Origin of the sequence: Sporosarcina sp. FSL K6-1522 (assembly GCF_038622445.1) — a bacterium.
Lineage (GTDB): Bacteria > Bacillota > Bacilli > Bacillales_A > Planococcaceae > Sporosarcina.
The window spans coordinates 227,831-244,086 of record NZ_CP152019.1 but is presented as its reverse complement, the minus strand read 5'-3'; the positions used below and the strand labels follow the sequence as shown (position 1 = coordinate 244,086).

The following is a 16,256-nucleotide window of genomic DNA, read 5'->3' as shown; positions in this document are numbered from 1 at the left end:
AAACAGGGATCTTTGTGAAAAGCGAAGGTCTCTGTTTTGTTTTCCTGAAACAGGAAATTGTTAGGAGGGGATCTGCGACAGGCTTGGGTGTCCTTCATGAGGAGGAGTCTGTGTGGTATTGTACCCTATCAGAAGAAAAACTCATAAAATAGGGACTAAAGAAAATGTCCCCATTTATGAGTTTTAAAAGGTTGAACCGCCGTCTGCCGAACGATACATATGGGAGGTTGAGTAATCAATCAATTAATTAATGATTAGTCCTTACCCGTTTGTCTGACCAACTTAATAATTAATCGACTCGGCCAATTTAATTAATTCTTCTCTATCTACAGATGGAGAGACGATTGTATAGAAATAATCTTCAGTAATAATCCACAGACTACTCAAACCCTCTTCATTGATAGGTTTCATGTGGAAAAATGCTGGATTTCCTTGAACTGTTAATTCCTCTTTTGTTCCATTGATTACATTCTTAACATGTAGTATAGACTCCTCTTTAGTTTTAAGCCCCGTCAGTTTCTCCTGTTGAATGGCAATATCCCATTTTCCATCTGCGAACCCCTCCATTGTGCCGTACTGCGTATAGACAAGTTCAAGGCCGTTGGAAAATTCCTTTTTACTAATATTGACCAATTCTTTTTGGTTGGGGATATAGGTTGGCAAACCTAGTCGGAAATCAGAGTTCATAATGTCTGTCTTCCGCTCTTTAATTTGAGTTTGGTGAAGTTCAAGGTCAAGCGGGGAATCGTCAACTTCTATTTTAAGTGGTGCCGGAATTGCTTTTGTATCAATATTGGATAGATCAATCGAACGGGCTATTTTCACCATTTCTTCTTCGGAGAAGCTAGCTGAGTAAAGGCTAAATGTATAGTTTTTTGTCATGGCTAGTAAGCTTATCCTATTAGTATCTGTATTATCTAGGCGGTAGAAGATAGCCCCATCCGCTTCGAACTGATTGATAGCAGCGGATTGAAGGTCCTCGATTTGTTGATTTAACTGCTCTTGGTTCCCGAGAGAATTTGCTTTCTGTTCGAATATTAATACTGTTTCTCCTTGGTAATCATACAATCCCCTTATGATAGGCTCGGGACCAGATGTACTTTGAGTTATATTTACACCTCTAATTTTTAAGCCATCTTTAGGCGCATAACTAGGCAATCTCAAATCAAAGCCAGAATGGATGATGCGCTGAATTTCTGATGAAATCTCTTCACTCATTGTATACTCGATTTGCTGTTCAGTTGCTGGTGGTGTTGCGCTTTCCGTATCTGTAACAGCGAGATTCTCCTTATTAGATGCACTCAAATATAAAGTCACAGATAGGCCGATGATCATCACCATTGCGAGTAATGGGGCAAAGGTCTTTTTTGAAAACTTGCTAGAAGCCTTGGTGTTTTGTGTTTCCATTTGTTGAATTTCAGATACGATAGACGTGCGAATTTGCTGTTGTCGCTGTTGTTTCCAATGGATGTTATTATCAAGTTTTTTGAGTGAATCAGTGAGATTGCTGTCTTCATGGTGATTCATTCATAACCATCTCCTTTTGTAATTGCTCTTCCAATTTCAACATGGCACGATAGAGCGTTGTTTTCACTTTGCCTTCGGACCAACCCAATATATGTGCAGTTTCTTTGGTGGAAAATGCTTCAATCTGTCGCAAAATAATTACTTGGCGGTACGTTGATTTTAGTTTTTCTAATGCCCGATAGAGTTCTTTTGCGTCTTCTTGTATTTCAACAATGGATTCAGTTGAGGGTTCCCGGCTGCTGTAATTCCAGAAAAAATCTTTTATCAGCTGAATGGGTGCCTGTTTTCTTAGATGATCGATTGTCAGGTTATGCGCAATTTTGTAGAGGAATGTTTTTGGGTACTTTATATCCTTATCCGTACTTTGATAGTTGTAGGCTTTGATAAAGGTGTCCTGGGTTAAATCTTCAGCTTGGTGAAAATCCTTCACCATTTTGGCTATATACTTAAAAATCGGCACACTGTATTCGTCATACCATTGCTCAATTTGTTCGCGTTTCTCCGCATTCTCATGCAAGTTTAGCCCTCCTTCCTAAAATCAATGTATACCATAGACGGGTGAGTAACGAAAAGGTCACAGTTTTATTAGAAACAGTTGTATTTGGAGAAAATGGATTCGATGATGAAGTGTTATATGTAAAAAGAAAGAGCTACGCTTGGCCGAAATAATTGCTAGGTGGGATGAGGGGTAGATTAATGGATGATTAGCCCCTGCTCAAGCTACGTCTGTTAAAATAAAAGAAAAAAGCGGCAGGTGAGTCAGATGAAAAAGCAGATTTTGATTATCGAGGATGAAGAACAAATTGCGCGTGTTCTCCAACTTGAACTGGAATTTGAAGGATATGGAACAGGGATTGCGCATACGGGGCCGGATGGGCTTATTAAATATCGTGAACAACAGTGGGATCTTGTTTTATTGGACTTGATGCTTCCAGGCTTGAATGGGCTCGATGTGCTACGGCGTATTCGAGCAACGGAGGCAGACACACCTGTGATTTTATTGACCGCGAAAAATGATGTGGCGGATAAGGTTGCGGGGCTAGATTTAGGAGCGAATGACTATGTAACGAAGCCTTTTGAAATCGACGAACTATTGGCAAGAATTCGTTCCGCGCTTCGTTTTTCTAGTAAAGCAGTCGTTGAAGAGGATAGTCATCTCCATCAATTTGTAGACTTATCGCTTCATGAACAGACGCGTGAAGTCAAAAGGGCAGATCGTTCGATTGAGCTAACCCCACGTGAATTTGATCTGATGCTTCATTTACTAAAGCATCCAAACCAAGTGCTTTCCCGTGAACAATTATTGGATGCAGTTTGGGGCTATGACTATTATGGTGACACAAATGTTGTCGATGTCTATATCCGTTATGTTCGTAAGAAAATTGATGTAGGAGATCGTGGCTCCCTCATTCAAACGGTGCGCGGTGTTGGTTATGTGTTGAAAGAGCAGGTTGGCGAATGAAGCTTAAGACGAAAATTCATCTGTTTTCGACATTGCTTATGCTTGTAATTCTTGCTTTGACGAATATAGGCATCTATTTTTTATTTGAAAAGATGGCCTATGATACGGAATACAAGCAGTTGCGTACACAAGCTGAGCAGCTGACAACGTCGCTTAGCAAGTTGAATGGGCAAAATGATCCCAACCCAGTTTTACGTACGTATATTCCACCAAATGGGGCGGTACGAGTTTTGGATGCGGCGGATAAAGTAATCGTGACAATTACTGCGCAATCAGTAGACAGTATGAAAAAATTTTCTCCAACATTCAAGCCGAATGCTCGCTATTCCATTGGAGAACATGATGGTATACCCGTTCTTTCCATACAAGTCCCCGTCATTTGGACAAATGGTGACGTGGTCGAACTACAAATGATTCAGCTATTAAGCGAAGCTAAACATAATTTGAACCTTCTTTCGCTGATTCTGTTTGGCGTGATGCTTGTCGCTATGATTCCAATTACGGTTTCAAGTATCACACTAGGCCGTATTGTTACACAGCCGATTGAAAAGCTAATTACAGCGATGGTGCAGAGCCGAAAGGCAGGGACGTATGAAAAAATTGCCGTACCTGCTGAAGGAAAAGATGAAATGACACAAATGGGTCAAGAGTTTAATGACATGATGGGGCAGTTGGAGCGGAACTATAAAAAGCAAGAGCAGTTCGTATCCAATGCGTCTCATGAATTGAAAACGCCACTTACCGTCATCGAAAGCTATGCCAGACTGCTGTCTCGGCGCGGTTTTGATGATGTAAAAGTAGCAAAAGAGGCAGTCCATGCGATTGTTGGTGAATCGGTGCGGATGAAAGAGATGATTGAACAGATGCTTCAACTTGCCAAAAACCATGAGCAACAGGCATTTGAATTTTCGGAAACCGATCTCTATGCACTGGTAGATGGAACGCTGCAACCGATGCGCCAAGCGTATGACAGGGATTTTATATTGGAAGGTCATCCACCAGCAATTGCAGTTACGGATGCTAAACGCTTGCGACAGCTATTATATATTTTGTTGGATAATGCCCGGAAATATAGCGGTAGGGAAATTAAAACAACCGTTTTGGAACAGGCAACAGGTTTCTCCATTTCCATTCAGGACTATGGAAATGGGATTCCGGAAGCTGCCTTGCCGCATATTTTTGATCGTTTTTACCGTGTCGAAGAAGATCGAAATCGGAAAACAGGCGGAACGGGGTTAGGACTAGCGATTGCCAAAGAACTCGCAGATGGCCTTGGGATTGAATTAACCATCGATAGTGTTATTGGTGTTGGGACGACTATTCGGCTTTTTATTCCCAAAGGGCAGCTTCTCACCAAACTTTAATGTTCGGCATGTATGATGAAAAAAGGAGGTGGGGCGCATGAGATTTTTGAAAAAGCCTTGGTTCATTCTGGCGGTGATCGCTGTTGTGCTGCTAGTGGGTGGTGTGTTTTTAGGGAATATACTTATGAAAAAAGAGCCGTTGCCTGAGGCCGATATTCGGTCACAACTTGAAAGTAGGTATGGCGGAACGGTTGAACGGCTGTCGATGCGAGATGGTGTCTATTCGGCTGAAATGCTAAAGAGTGGCGCGTTGTATGAGCTGGAAATCGATGCGGTGACGGGAAGTGTGCTAGCGCTCAACCAGACGGGAGTAGAAGAGCCTGCTCAGCAAGTATTGGCAGAAGCGGATGTGCAGAAAATTATCGCGGGAAAATATAGTGGGACCATAGAACGGATGTCGTTGGATAAAAGCCGGGAAGTGCCGGTGTATGAGGTGAAGGTTGCTCAAAACCAAGAGTTGTTACTTGTAAACGTGGATGCATTGTCGGGTGAAATCTTGTCAGAAACGGTCAAAGAAACATCGGTCGAACATGTACTCATTACGAAAGAGCAAGCCATTGACATAGCGCTCGGTCAATTAAAAGGAGAAGTGGATTACGTTACCTATGAAAAAACGAGTGATGGCGGCTTTTACCTTATTGAAATTGATGGGGAAGACGAAGAGGCTGAGTTTCAAATTCATGCCATCTCGGGTAAAATACTGTCTACTGTGTGGGACGATTAATTTCTCATCAAATTCTCATAAACGTCACAATGTCCTCTCATATTCACCGAGTAATATGAAGGTAACAACAAAAGGAGGAGATACAAGATGAAGAAATGGATGATGATCCCGGCATTGGCTGGTGTGCTTGCAATAGGTGGAGTGGTTGTAGCTGGAAATGCAGAGAAAAGTTTAGCGGCGGAGTCGAAAGGTTTATTGACGATAGAAGAAGCGAAAGCGATTGCTGTGAAATCGGTGGGCGGAAAAGTGACGGAAATCGAATTGGACCGTGAAAAATCAGGTGCGATTTACGAAGTCGAAGTTCAATCAGAGGGTATTGAATATGATTTGGACATTGATGCGAAAACAGGAAAGGTATTGCGCACAGATCAAGACGATAGAGATGGAGACGACCGAGATGATGATGTCGTCGTCCCGAATGGCAAGCCTATTACGGAAGTAGCGGCGATTGCCATTGCCAATAAACAAGCAAAAGGTATCGTGACGAAAGTCGAATTGGATAACGAGGATGGCCGTGTGATTTATGAAATCGAAATGAAAGATGGCACGTATGAATATGATTTTGACATCGATGCAGTTTCAGGTGAAGTGTTGAAATTTGAAAAAGACCAAGATGACGACGATCACGATGATGATTAATGGATAATGATAGAGGACTGTTCCGAAAAAATCGGGCAGTCCTTTTTGCATTGGGAATCTTTAGTACAATAGAAAGAGCATTTATAAAGAAACTATAAAATCAAATTTGAAATTTGCTAATCATGATACATTACAGATATAGGAGGAATTGAAGATGCCAACACGTTTGTTGCTAGTAGAAGATGATCCTGAAATTGCACGTGTCGTTCGTGATTTGTTCCTTCGAGAAGGGTACGAAGTCACTTGGGCCACGACAGGACTGGAAGGTTGGGAGGACTTTCAAAAAGGAGATTATGACCTTGCGCTTGTGGATTTGATGCTCCCAGAAATGGATGGCTTCACACTTTGTCAAAACATTCGTTGGAAAAGTGATGTGCCAATCATTATCATCAGTGCACGTAAAGAAGATGAAGATAAGGTAGAAGGACTGCATCTCGGCGCTGATGATTATGTAGCCAAACCATTTAGCCTCGTGGAATTAAAAGCGCGTGTCGAATCCCAGCTTCGCCGCTGGAAACGGTATCGAGGTGTCCAGACAGCTGAACATAAAATGGACTATGCAAATGATCTATCAATTTATTGGGATAAACTTCAAGTCTACCGCAATGGTCAAGAAATAATCGTAACCGCTAAAGAATTCGATTTACTAAAGGTATTAGCAGAAAATCCCCAACGTGTTTTTTCTAAAAGTGAGTTGTATCAGCACGTTTGGAATCAACCAGACGCAGATGGGCTGCATACAGTGACAGTGCATATTAAGTCATTGCGTGCGAAACTTATCGATCCCATTAAAGAACCACTCTTTATCCAAACCGTATGGGGAAAAGGCTATCGCTTCATCGGTGAACCGTTATGAAAATCAAAACTTGGCTATTATCTTCCTATCTAATTGTGATGATTCTTCCTCTTGTGCTAGCTTATTTGTTGTTTGCTTGGATTAATGCGTACAACAATGACCAAAAGGTGAAAGAATATTTCATGGCGTCAACAGAGTTAGCGAATATTAAATCCGTTTTAGACAATGTAGAACTTTATCAAATGAACATCGAAAGACCAGAAGTGGATGAACTGGCGAGTGAACAATTAGCAATCATTCTTTATAGCCCAGATGGATTTGTTCTGTACGCGTCGAATCCGATTTACGCGCAGTCCCTCCCAACTAGTCGCGATCAATTATATGAAAGTCTTTATTCACTTAATCAAGGATTCCGAACGTATAGCTATAAGCAACCCGTATTTGAGGGGAAAGAAATTGTTGGATTTTTTCAAGTGGAACTTGCGAGAGAAGCGTGGGTGTCAGGCGTTACAGAAAGAACTTGGTTTGTGTTAGGCATCTTTGTAGCGGTTTTCTTGTTCCTCTATGTACTGGTCACTTTCATGGTGAATCGAAAGTTAAACGTGAGATTGGCGGGCTTGAAAGATGAAATGACTGCATTTGCGAGAGGGGAAGAAATTACGGAAATTGCAGCGAATAACGATGAAATAGGCGAGTTGCAACAGCATTTTTATACGATGAGCAATCAGATTCATGCGGCAAGGGCAGTCATAGAGAAGGAGCAACAGGCAAAAGAATATATGATCGCGACCATTTCGCACGATTTAAAAACACCACTCACCTCCATACGTGCTTATGCAGAATCACTTGATGTGAATGAAAATTTAACAAGCGAAGAACAAAGTGACTATCGAAAAGTGATTGTAGAGAAGTCTAATTTTATGAAACAGATGTTAGACGATTTATTAACGTATACACTTCTTCAGTCACCAACTTACGTGATGGAATTTGTGCAAGTAGAAGGCGATGAGTTTTTTGACATGCTTGTCGCGGATTATGGGCCGTTATGTGAAGAGAAAGGAATCACTCTTCACGATTCTGCTCATGTGATAGGGATGTATGAATTGAATCCGAAACAGATGATGCGTGTAGCGGATAACTTAATGAGCAATGCGATTCAGCATACGAATAGGGGCGGGGAAGTTTGGATTGCCGCATTGTCTGATGTAAAAGTGCAACCTGATTGGTTGTTCCATTTTGTAAAAGAGGATTATGAATTTGAGTATAGAGAACATGTTTATGTAATTGTCCAAAATGATGGAAAAGGCATTAGCCAAAGTAAAATCAAACAAGTTTTCGATCCGCTCTATCAGGCGGATGAAGCGAGAAATAAAAGCGATTCCCGTGGAACGGGATTAGGACTGAGCATTACGCAACAAATACTTGAAAAACACGGCGGTGACATTCAAATCTTTTCAGAAGAGGAACTGGGTACTTGTGTGATTTGTCGGTTGCCAAAAATATCGGGAAAGGGTGAGGATAGTTGAAAAGGCTTAAACAGATTGGTATGCGAATGATGATGGCTGGCATGGCTGTGGGGTTATTTGGCTGTTCGCTTGAGGGGAGTCAATATTCACCAGAACAAGTGATTAATAATGCAGTGGGGGAAACTGTTAAAATCGGTGCGTATTACGCAGAGTCGGAAACAGTAATCCGGGAGAAAGGGAAGGAAATCGAACAGCTCCGTATGAAAGAGTGGCGTACGGATGATGGGAAAATCAGAGTTGAAACGGACAACGAAGATGGGCGTGATAAAGTGATTGCGGTTAATAATAGGGAAACATTAATTTTATACGAAGTGGACAACAATCGGGCATCGGTGATTGGTGATGCAGCGTTGCTCAATTTAAACATGCCTTCGCCAAAAGAACAAGCCAATCAGTTACTTGAGGTGATACGTGAAACACATGAGATATCTATTGAGGGTGAAGAGAAAATTGCAGGGCGGGAGACATATAAGCTTCAAGCAAACGCGAATAAACCCACTTCGTTAATCGGTGACTTGCAGTTATGGGTCGATAAAGAAAACTGGATGGTTCTAAAAATGATTGTGAGTACAGGAGATACGCAAAGTGAAACGATTTATACGAAGATTGACTTTAAACCTAAACTATCTGATGACTTATTTTCGATAGATTTGCCGGAAGATGTTGAATTGCAAAACCTGGATGATGTAATGGATACGACTGAAATATCACTGGACGAAGTAGCTAGCAATATAGGGAAACCTTTCTTTTACTTTCCGGAAGTGGATGGATTAGAAATGACGACGATTGAACTGGACCAACTTCGTGGCGAAATAGAGCGTAATGAAGTGAATATCAATTATGCAAAAGACGGTGCGCAGTTGCTCACACTTTCGGTATTTGAATCGCCAGAAGAGACGGAAGAAACGTTAGGGTTAGAAATGCCAGGTGAAACAACGATTGACGTTCGGGGCCAAGAAGGGTTGCAAATGGAAGCTGGGGATTTACGTTTTCTTTCTTGGCAAGAAGAGGGGGTTAGCTACTCAATTATACTATATGACTTAGATTTGTCCTTTGAAGAGCTGCTGGAAATGGCGGGTAACATGGAGCGCATGGAATAAGTAGGATTTATCTTCATTCAGCAAATTTTTTGTACTGAAAGCGAAGCGTCAGCTACAGAAAACGCCCACCTCCACAGGTGGCTAGATGAATGCAGTTTTGTTTTTCTGTTCAGTGGGTGTTCAAACACCAGCTGAACGATAGTGGAACACAGGCTAAGGTCGCCACATCCTATGGCACCGCCTGCATGACCTGCATCGTGCAGGCCCAAGCCTCCGGCGGATGTCACAGATTTTTTAGAGGAGCTTTGGAAGGCAGTCTAAGTGCGCGACGTCCTGTCGCGACGACTGCATGACCTACCTCCTGTAGGCCTCGAGCTCGAAAAAATCTGGACGCAATTACGCCAAGGCGTAATTAATGAGAGAAAGAGAGGTGTGTGAAAATGACGGAGAACATGCCAAATGAGTTGCTTGTTTTAAGTAGTGTTTTTCTAGGACTAGGCATTGTGTTTGTCTCGTTCTTTCTTTCGAAAAAAGTCGGGACCGCTGTTGAAGCCATTCTCTTGGTGGCGTTTATTTCCTATTTTTCATCACCTTTCCATTTTTGGAAGCGATGATGCTGATGAGTTATATTACGCTCTCTTATGGGATTTTTTCGATGAAGATAGACCGTGAACAAAGAGCGAAACGAATTGAACTGAAGGAGAAACTAAAGTTAGCAGTATTTGTCGAATTCATGCAAACGAGGGACTATAAAAGGATTGTTGCCGACTTTGCGCTGACGATGTTTGTTGTTTTTGGTGCGGCTCTCTTTTATTTATTTGCACCAGAAACATATGTTGTGTTGAAGTTTATTATTGTAATCATGCTGATTGGTATATTGGGGCAGGTGATTGAAAGAGTTGGCAATTTTTATGCAACGAAAGTCTATTGGTTACCAGAAGAGGAGCGATTGGTTATTTTATCTAGTATCCAGTCTAGGGAATTTCCGATAGAGGATCTAGAAGAGATTCGCCGAGAATCGGCACCCGACTTATTAAAACTCCATCCTTTGTTTACCTTACTATCCGCAAATCAGGATTATACAAAGTCATTTCAACCTGTATTGAAATTGTCGTTTCCGGGTGAACATATTTATGTGACACCGAAGGAGCCACAGAAATGGCATGATGTTTTTAGTGGATATATAGCTGATGAAAATGAAAAAGAAGTGACAAAAGTTTTGCCGTTATGGCATCCAAAAGTTTTGAAGCGATTGTTTTGGAAAGGATATTTTGCGATTACGGTGAAAGGGGTCTCGGCATATACCGGATTGTTATTGATACTAATACAGCTAGAGGTATCTCCTTTTATCATGGTTAGTTTTATTCTTTTGTGGTGGGTGTTTAATGTATATGTTTCGGACCGTGTTCTTGTTGCGGCGATGGATGCGGTGGAAATTAAGGAAGGGGAAGTATTTCAGCGTGCGCAGTCGATTTTTAGGAGAGCAGGTATTCCCAATGTGAAGTTGTTTTCAGTGGATTCGCCTATTCATAACGGCTTGGCGATGGGCATGAATATCGGACGGGGGACTGTGATGGTCACGAAAGCGACTTTGCAACTTTCGATAGAAGCAGTTGAAGCAATTGTGGCACATGAAGCAATCCATATTAAAAAACGTGATGTGTTGATGAACCAAGTTGCACGTCTTGCCTTTTTCGGTGTAGTCGCTGGTGGTGTTTATCTTTTCTATGATCAGATTGTTAGATTGGCGGATAATCCATGGGTCATACTGCCGTTCGTCTACTGTTTAATGTGGGCATTCCCAATCTATTTATCATTTGTTGCGCAGTGGGCAGAAGTTCGGGCGGATCATCTAGGGGCCGAGTTAGTCGCAGGTGGAAGAAGGCAAATGAAAAAAGGATTATGTGAGTTAGGAGAAGCGTTAGATAGTACGCAAGCAAAAACTACTGCATACAGCGCTGTAAGGAATGATACTTCAAGGGGAGATAAAATGAGAAGTTTGGATAGGAGTGGCTGGTTCATTCGTTTGATTGAATTTCAGTTTCTTGCTCATCCACCGTTGTACTGGCGTATTCATATGTTAGCTTTTCCGTTGTCGTGGAAAGGCGCAAGGAGAACATGGATGGTTGGCAGACTGAAAGAGTCATTGCCAGATTTCTATGATAAACGAAAGGGTGCTGAAAAGCTTTGAAAGGGGAGGGCTGTTTTGACAGCCTCCCCTTTTGTGGAAAAAAGCTTTACACACTGTATACTTTTCCGACTTCCGCGATTTCGGAAGGTCCGCTGAAAGCTTCGGCAGCTGCTTCGAGAATTTCTCCAATATTTCCATGCAATGGCAAGTGGGTTAGGATGAGTTTTTTGACATCCGCCTGCTGCGCCAATATCCCGGCTTCACTGCCAGCCATATGTCCCGGTGCTTTGCCGACATGATCCTCATACAAATTTGCTTCGCTAATGAGTAAATCCGCTCCGCGCGCAAAATCGACAAGCTCGTCCCGCCACTCCGTATCCGCAGTGAGTACGATTGAATGGTTGTCGACGCTGAACTTCATGGCTAGACAATAAACTGGATGGATTGTCCGACAGAAGGATACTGTAAAAGGCCCTATTTGGATGATGTCTTCTTCTGAAATGCCAATGCCAACCGTTTGATCTTTATACGACAGTTTCTCGAATTGCTCTGGATCATGGATATGCCCGTAAATCGGCAATGCAGGTGCAGATTTGCCAAGATAAAAATTGATAAGCCGGCTGTATTGCAAGCTGCCGATATCCGCAATATGATCCGCGTGATAATGGCTAATGACGATGGCGTCTAATTTTTCTAACGGCAAATAGTTTTGCAGGGAGGATAGTACGCCGCTGCCACAATCGATGAGGCAATGGAAGTTGTCATGTTCGATTAAAAACGACGATGTCGCGCTGTTCGCTTTCGGATAGCCGCCCCAGATGCCGATGGGTGTGATTTTCATCAAGTCACGCTCCTTCTTGTTTATTGATGTAAGTGTACCGCGAGGGTGTGGGAAGTCGCAAGGTGGTGATAAAGTACTTTATGGCGGTGATAATGATGTCCAAGGCGGTGATAAACTGGCTCGTGGCGGTGATAACTCGCCATAAGACGGTGATAACTTATATGACAAGATGAAATGACTGAATAATCTACTATTGGTCTAGATTCCTTCCTTTCATCGTGCTAAGCTTTATAAAGCGGTTATCCAAATATAGCAAGGAGGTTGAGAGAATTTATTAGTAAACGAAGAAAAGAGCCACTGCTTCTTGAAGGCCTTAGTGCGGCAATCAAGCGGTTGCCGTCGTCTCTACCTGTATTGGAGGCAAAATATGCGGCATTGAAAGCTGGGTTTGGCGGAGAGCAGCAATTGGATAGAGTGTTTGAGAACTACCTCTTTCCGATGAACTATCAGGTTTTGCATGATCTTGCGCTTACATCGAGTACGCATTTTCAAATCGATACATTATTTATCACCCCATCCTATGCAGTGATATTTGAAGTCAAAAACATTGCCGGGGAACTACAAGTCATTAACAACCCGCCGCAATTAATTCGCAAGCTAGACAATGGAGAAGTGAAAGGTTTCAACAGCCCCATTACACAGGTACAAAGCAATTGCGAGTTGTTACGGGATTGGTTCCATGCACGAAATGTGTCATTGCCGATTTACGGCGCCGTTGTTTTAGCGTATTCAAAGCAGCGCATTGACCTGTTTGATACGCCAATTCCATTTTTATATCCCAACGCAGTTCCCACTTATATTCGCCATCTACCTACAGAATCCCCACTGTTAGACGATGCAGCGTTTACAAGGCTGACGCATGACTTGATTGCCAGCCATCGCGAATTTATTCCCACCCCAATTTGTTCGACTTATCCTATTATCAGAGACAAAATCATCACGGGAGTGGCCTGCCCATCCTGTGGCTTTTTTGGCATGACAAAATATATGAAAGGATGGCGTTGCCCAGCGTGTGATGGGACAAGCATTGACGCACACAAGCAGGCAATACGTGACTGGTTTCTTCTTTATGGTGGGAAGATGATGAACAAAGATTGCCGTGAATTTTTGCATATTGAACGTCAACAAACAGCGAATCGAATTTTGCGAGGCGTGGATTTATATGTAGAAGGAGCAAATCGTAATCGAAGTTATACGATGAATCTTAGATTGTAAAATGAAAAAACGTACTTAATGCTAAGTGCGTTTTTCATTTTAAGTTGTTTAATCATGGCGGTGATAACCTCGTTTGAGGCGGTGATAAACCTACCCAAGGCGGTGATAATCAAGTTCAAGACGGTGATAAAGGCGAATCATCATTCGATTTCCCACTTATTTCTTCTCAATTAACCCCGACTCGATCAAAAAGTCCCGTGCAACTTGTTCCACCATCATGCCTTCATTGTCGACTTTGGCGTTCATTTTTTGCATCGCATTCTCGTCAATCATGCCCTCTAATTGCTGTAAGACCGCCTCAATTTCAGGGTACTCTTGCAGCGTTTCTTTCCGTACAAGCGGCAGTGCATGGTACGGTGGGAAGTAGGATTTATCATCTTCTAGCACACGCAAGTCGTAATCCTGCAACTGTCCGTCTGTCGTGTAAGAGTTGATAACGTCGACTTCTTTGGCACCAATGGAACGGTACATAATGCCATGATCCATCCCTTTGACGTCTTTAAATTCCAACCCGTATTCCTTTTGGAAGCCGGGTAAGCCGTCCGGACGGTCAATAAATTCAAAGACTGCGCCGAGGATGAAGTCTTCCGAAACGTTAGCGAAGTCACTGAATGTCTTGACGCCAAGTTCTTCAGCCCTTGCTTCATCCAACGCTAATGTGTACGTATTATTGAAGCCAAACGTATTAAAGGCGATAATGCCATCTTCATCGACGAGTCGTTTCGTCGTTGCTAGCGTTTCTTCGGCTGTGCCCGGATCTTCGTGATAATAGTTGACGACAATTGTCCCTGTGTAGTCGGGTATGACATCAATCAGGTCATTTAACATGGCATTCCAGACGACGTTCGAACCACCGAGATTTTCTTTGTAAATAACGTCAATATCTGTTTTGTCCTCAATCAATTGCCCCATGACATGCGACAAAATGATACTTTCCGTATTGTTCCGTGAACCGAGTGTCAGAGAATCTTTTTCGATGAAGATACAGCCTGCTAGCATACTCGCTAGGAGTACTGTCGCAATCAATATGCTATATTTTTTTCTCATACTTACTTCAATCCTTCCGGCGTGGTCCATTTTTCAATCGCTCCGAAAAGCGTTTCAAGAATAATGGCAAGAAGTGCTGCTGGAATGGCACCAAGTAAGATCAAACCGTCAATACCCCGTGTAATCCCGAGGAAAATGAAATCGCCGAGTCCACCAGCACCGATAAATGCTGCAAGCGTTGCAGTACCAACGTTAATGACTGCTGCTGTGCGGATTCCAGCCATTATGACAGGAAGCGCCAGTGGCAGTTCCACTTTGAAGAGAATTTGCATACTCGTCATGCCCATCCCTTTTGCGGCTTCGGTCGCCGCCCTATCGACATCTTTAATGCCTGCGTACGTATTACGGATAATTGGCAACAAGGAATACAGGAATAGTGCAGCAATCGCCGTTTTAACACCGATGCCGAAAATTGGGATCATGAAACCGAGCAAGGCCAGGCTTGGAATCGTCTGCATGACGCCAGCGCCGCCGAGTACGACTGTTGTGAGCTTCGGAACGCGTGTGATTAGAATACCAAGTGTAATGCCGAGAGCAATGGCAATGAGCATCGAGAAAAACACGAGCTGAATATGGACGGATGTTGCCTCAAGTACTTCTTTCCATCTCATCTGTGATTGTTGGGCAAGTTGTTGCCAAATAGTTGCGTTATTCATGAGCTCTCCTCCGTTTCTGTCCACTGACTAGACATGGCGGATAGCAGTGAACCTCGTGTTACGACACCTATGATTTTTTGATAATTATCGACGATTGGAATCACACCGTAAGGCGCATTATCCATCATAATGATAGCGTCTTTAGCGGTAGCCGTCTCATGCAAGAATGGCTCCCGCGGCCCCGTAATTTCGTCAATCGTTTTAATAACATCCAGCTTTTTAATCAAATCATACGCGGAAACAATTCCGAGGTATTTTTTGTCATCGTCGACAACAATAAGGCTTGTAATTTTGCGTTGCCGGATAAGTGAAAGTGCTTTTTCCGGAGAGCGTTGAGGAAGAGAGGTAACGACCGATTCCGACATAATCTCGGTAACGGACATGAGTTCAGGGTTTTGCGTAATGCGATGTTTTCCGATGAACTCCTCTACAAAACCGTGGGCGGGTTCATGAAGTAATTTCTCTGGAGTGTCCAATTGTAGTAGTTTACCGTTTTTCATAATGGCGATGCGATCGCCCATTTTTAATGCCTCATCCATATCATGTGTAACGAAAACAAAGGTCTTATTCAATTTTTTGTGCAATGCACTTACTTCCGCTTGTAACTGATCACGTGTTAGTGGGTCGAGTGCGCTAAATGGTTCATCCATTAAAATGATATCGGGATTGCCTGCTAGCGCTCTGGCGATACCGACACGTTGCTGTTGACCACCTGAAAGTTCTTTCGGATACCGGATTGCGTAGATGTCTGGATCGAGGCCGACTAAATCGAGAAGCTCGTTGACACGCGCTTTGATTTCTTTCGGATTCCAGCCTTTTAGTTGAGGAACAATGGCAATGTTTTTTTCGATGGTGTAGTGGGGGAAAAGTCCGATTTGTTGGATGACGTAGCCAATGTTCCTGCGCAGTTCCGAAGGGTTATACGAATTGATATCTTTGCCGTTGATGGATATGGTTCCACTTGTATGTGGTTCCATCTTATTGATCATTTTCATAGTTGTGGATTTACCCGAACCACTTGGTCCAATTAAGACAAGAAATTCACCTTCTGTAATGTTGAAATTGACAGATTTAACAGCTTGAAACCCGTCATCATACACTTTACTTACGTTTTCAAATTTAAGCATAAGTACCTCCTGTTATTTTTGTTAAGAAAAATAAATGCTATTACTGAATAAAAAAATGAAAAAAGGGTAATAAAAAGAAGACATGTCTAGCATCTATTAACCAACGATGCAATGTCTTACTTTACAAGCATAACACAGAATGCTGTTATATTCAGGGTTTT

General features: G+C 42.6%; 16 protein-coding genes. 10 read left to right on the top strand and 6 right to left on the bottom strand.

What is annotated here, in order from left to right; genetic code table 11:
• Nucleotides 1-282: 282 nt before the first annotated feature.
• Together MKY34_RS01165 and MKY34_RS01160 are read right to left on the bottom strand one after the other, a co-directional pair.
• The gene (locus MKY34_RS01165; protein ID WP_342513432.1) at nt 283-1,527 is read right to left on the bottom strand and encodes a DUF4367 domain-containing protein; all 1,245 of its coding nucleotides are present in this window, start codon (nt 1,525-1,527) and stop codon (nt 283-285) included.
• On the bottom strand, nt 1,514-2,044 hold the full coding sequence (locus tag MKY34_RS01160; protein WP_342513431.1) for an RNA polymerase sigma factor: 531 nt from the start codon (nt 2,042-2,044) through the stop codon (nt 1,514-1,516). Before MKY34_RS01160 ends, MKY34_RS01165 begins: the two co-directional genes overlap by 14 nt.
• A gap of 246 nt (nt 2,045-2,290) precedes the next feature.
• On the opposite strand from MKY34_RS01160, the gene MKY34_RS01155 reads away from it, so the two are divergent.
• The 9 genes from MKY34_RS01155 to MKY34_RS01115 all read left to right on the top strand — a co-directional run bounded on the left by MKY34_RS01155 (nt 2,291) and on the right by MKY34_RS01115 (nt 11,269).
• The gene (locus MKY34_RS01155) at nt 2,291-2,989 is read left to right on the top strand and encodes a response regulator transcription factor (RefSeq protein WP_342513430.1); all 699 of its coding nucleotides are present in this window, start codon (nt 2,291-2,293) and stop codon (nt 2,987-2,989) included.
• On the top strand, nt 2,986-4,353 hold the full coding sequence (locus tag MKY34_RS01150) for a HAMP domain-containing histidine kinase (RefSeq protein WP_342513429.1): 1,368 nt from the start codon (nt 2,986-2,988) through the stop codon (nt 4,351-4,353). Before MKY34_RS01155 ends, MKY34_RS01150 begins: the two co-directional genes overlap by 4 nt.
• Before the next feature lie 37 nt (nt 4,354-4,390).
• Complete coding sequence (locus MKY34_RS01145) at nt 4,391-5,077, top strand: PepSY domain-containing protein (protein ID WP_342513428.1); 687 nt, start codon at nt 4,391-4,393, stop codon at nt 5,075-5,077.
• Between the two features lie 87 nt (nt 5,078-5,164).
• Nucleotides 5,165-5,716, top strand: a complete 552-nt coding sequence (locus MKY34_RS01140) for a PepSY domain-containing protein (RefSeq protein WP_342513427.1) — start codon at nt 5,165-5,167, stop codon at nt 5,714-5,716.
• A gap of 154 nt (nt 5,717-5,870) precedes the next feature.
• Nucleotides 5,871-6,572, top strand: coding sequence for a response regulator transcription factor (locus tag MKY34_RS01135; RefSeq protein ID WP_342513426.1), 702 nt, complete (start codon nt 5,871-5,873; stop codon nt 6,570-6,572).
• Nucleotides 6,569-8,038: a HAMP domain-containing sensor histidine kinase gene (locus MKY34_RS01130; protein ID WP_342513425.1), complete on the top strand. Its 1,470-nt coding sequence runs from the start codon at nt 6,569-6,571 to the stop codon at nt 8,036-8,038. The genes MKY34_RS01135 and MKY34_RS01130 overlap by 4 nt, the downstream gene beginning before the upstream one ends.
• On the top strand, nt 8,035-9,138 hold the full coding sequence (locus MKY34_RS01125; RefSeq protein WP_342513424.1) for an outer membrane lipoprotein carrier protein LolA: 1,104 nt from the start codon (nt 8,035-8,037) through the stop codon (nt 9,136-9,138). The genes MKY34_RS01130 and MKY34_RS01125 overlap by 4 nt, the downstream gene beginning before the upstream one ends.
• A 380-nt stretch (nt 9,139-9,518) precedes the next feature.
• Nucleotides 9,519-9,692: a hypothetical protein gene (locus tag MKY34_RS01120; protein ID WP_342513423.1), complete on the top strand. Its 174-nt coding sequence runs from the start codon at nt 9,519-9,521 to the stop codon at nt 9,690-9,692.
• Between the two features lie 41 nt (nt 9,693-9,733).
• A complete protein-coding gene (locus MKY34_RS01115) occupies nt 9,734-11,269 on the top strand; it encodes a M56 family metallopeptidase (protein ID WP_342513422.1) in 1,536 nt (511 codons plus the stop codon).
• 46 nt (nt 11,270-11,315) lie between these two features.
• On the opposite strand, the gene MKY34_RS01110 is transcribed toward MKY34_RS01115, so the two are convergent.
• Nucleotides 11,316-12,050, bottom strand: a complete 735-nt coding sequence (locus MKY34_RS01110; RefSeq protein WP_342513421.1) for an MBL fold metallo-hydrolase — start codon at nt 12,048-12,050, stop codon at nt 11,316-11,318.
• 261 nt (nt 12,051-12,311) lie between these two features.
• Between MKY34_RS01110 and MKY34_RS01105 the strand changes: the two genes are divergently transcribed.
• Nucleotides 12,312-13,265, top strand: coding sequence for a nuclease-related domain-containing protein (locus tag MKY34_RS01105; RefSeq protein WP_342513420.1), 954 nt, complete (start codon nt 12,312-12,314; stop codon nt 13,263-13,265).
• A gap of 156 nt (nt 13,266-13,421) precedes the next feature.
• Here MKY34_RS01105 and MKY34_RS01100 read toward each other — a convergent pair whose 3' ends face one another.
• Genes MKY34_RS01100 through MKY34_RS01090 form a run of 3 tightly spaced genes read right to left on the bottom strand, consistent with a single transcriptional unit; the run spans nt 13,422 to nt 16,095 of the window.
• Entirely contained in the window at nt 13,422-14,312 is an 891-nt protein-coding gene (locus tag MKY34_RS01100) for a glycine betaine ABC transporter substrate-binding protein (protein ID WP_342513419.1), read from the bottom strand.
• A 2-nt stretch (nt 14,313-14,314) separates the two neighbouring features.
• Nucleotides 14,315-14,968 carry an ABC transporter permease gene (locus MKY34_RS01095; RefSeq protein WP_342513418.1) on the bottom strand — a complete coding sequence of 218 codons (654 nt, stop codon included), beginning with the start codon at nt 14,966-14,968 and terminating at the stop codon, nt 14,315-14,317.
• Nucleotides 14,965-16,095 carry a betaine/proline/choline family ABC transporter ATP-binding protein gene (locus MKY34_RS01090; protein ID WP_342513417.1) on the bottom strand — a complete coding sequence of 377 codons (1,131 nt, stop codon included), beginning with the start codon at nt 16,093-16,095 and terminating at the stop codon, nt 14,965-14,967. The genes MKY34_RS01095 and MKY34_RS01090 overlap by 4 nt, the downstream gene beginning before the upstream one ends.
• Between the last annotated feature and the right edge of the window lie 161 nt (nt 16,096-16,256).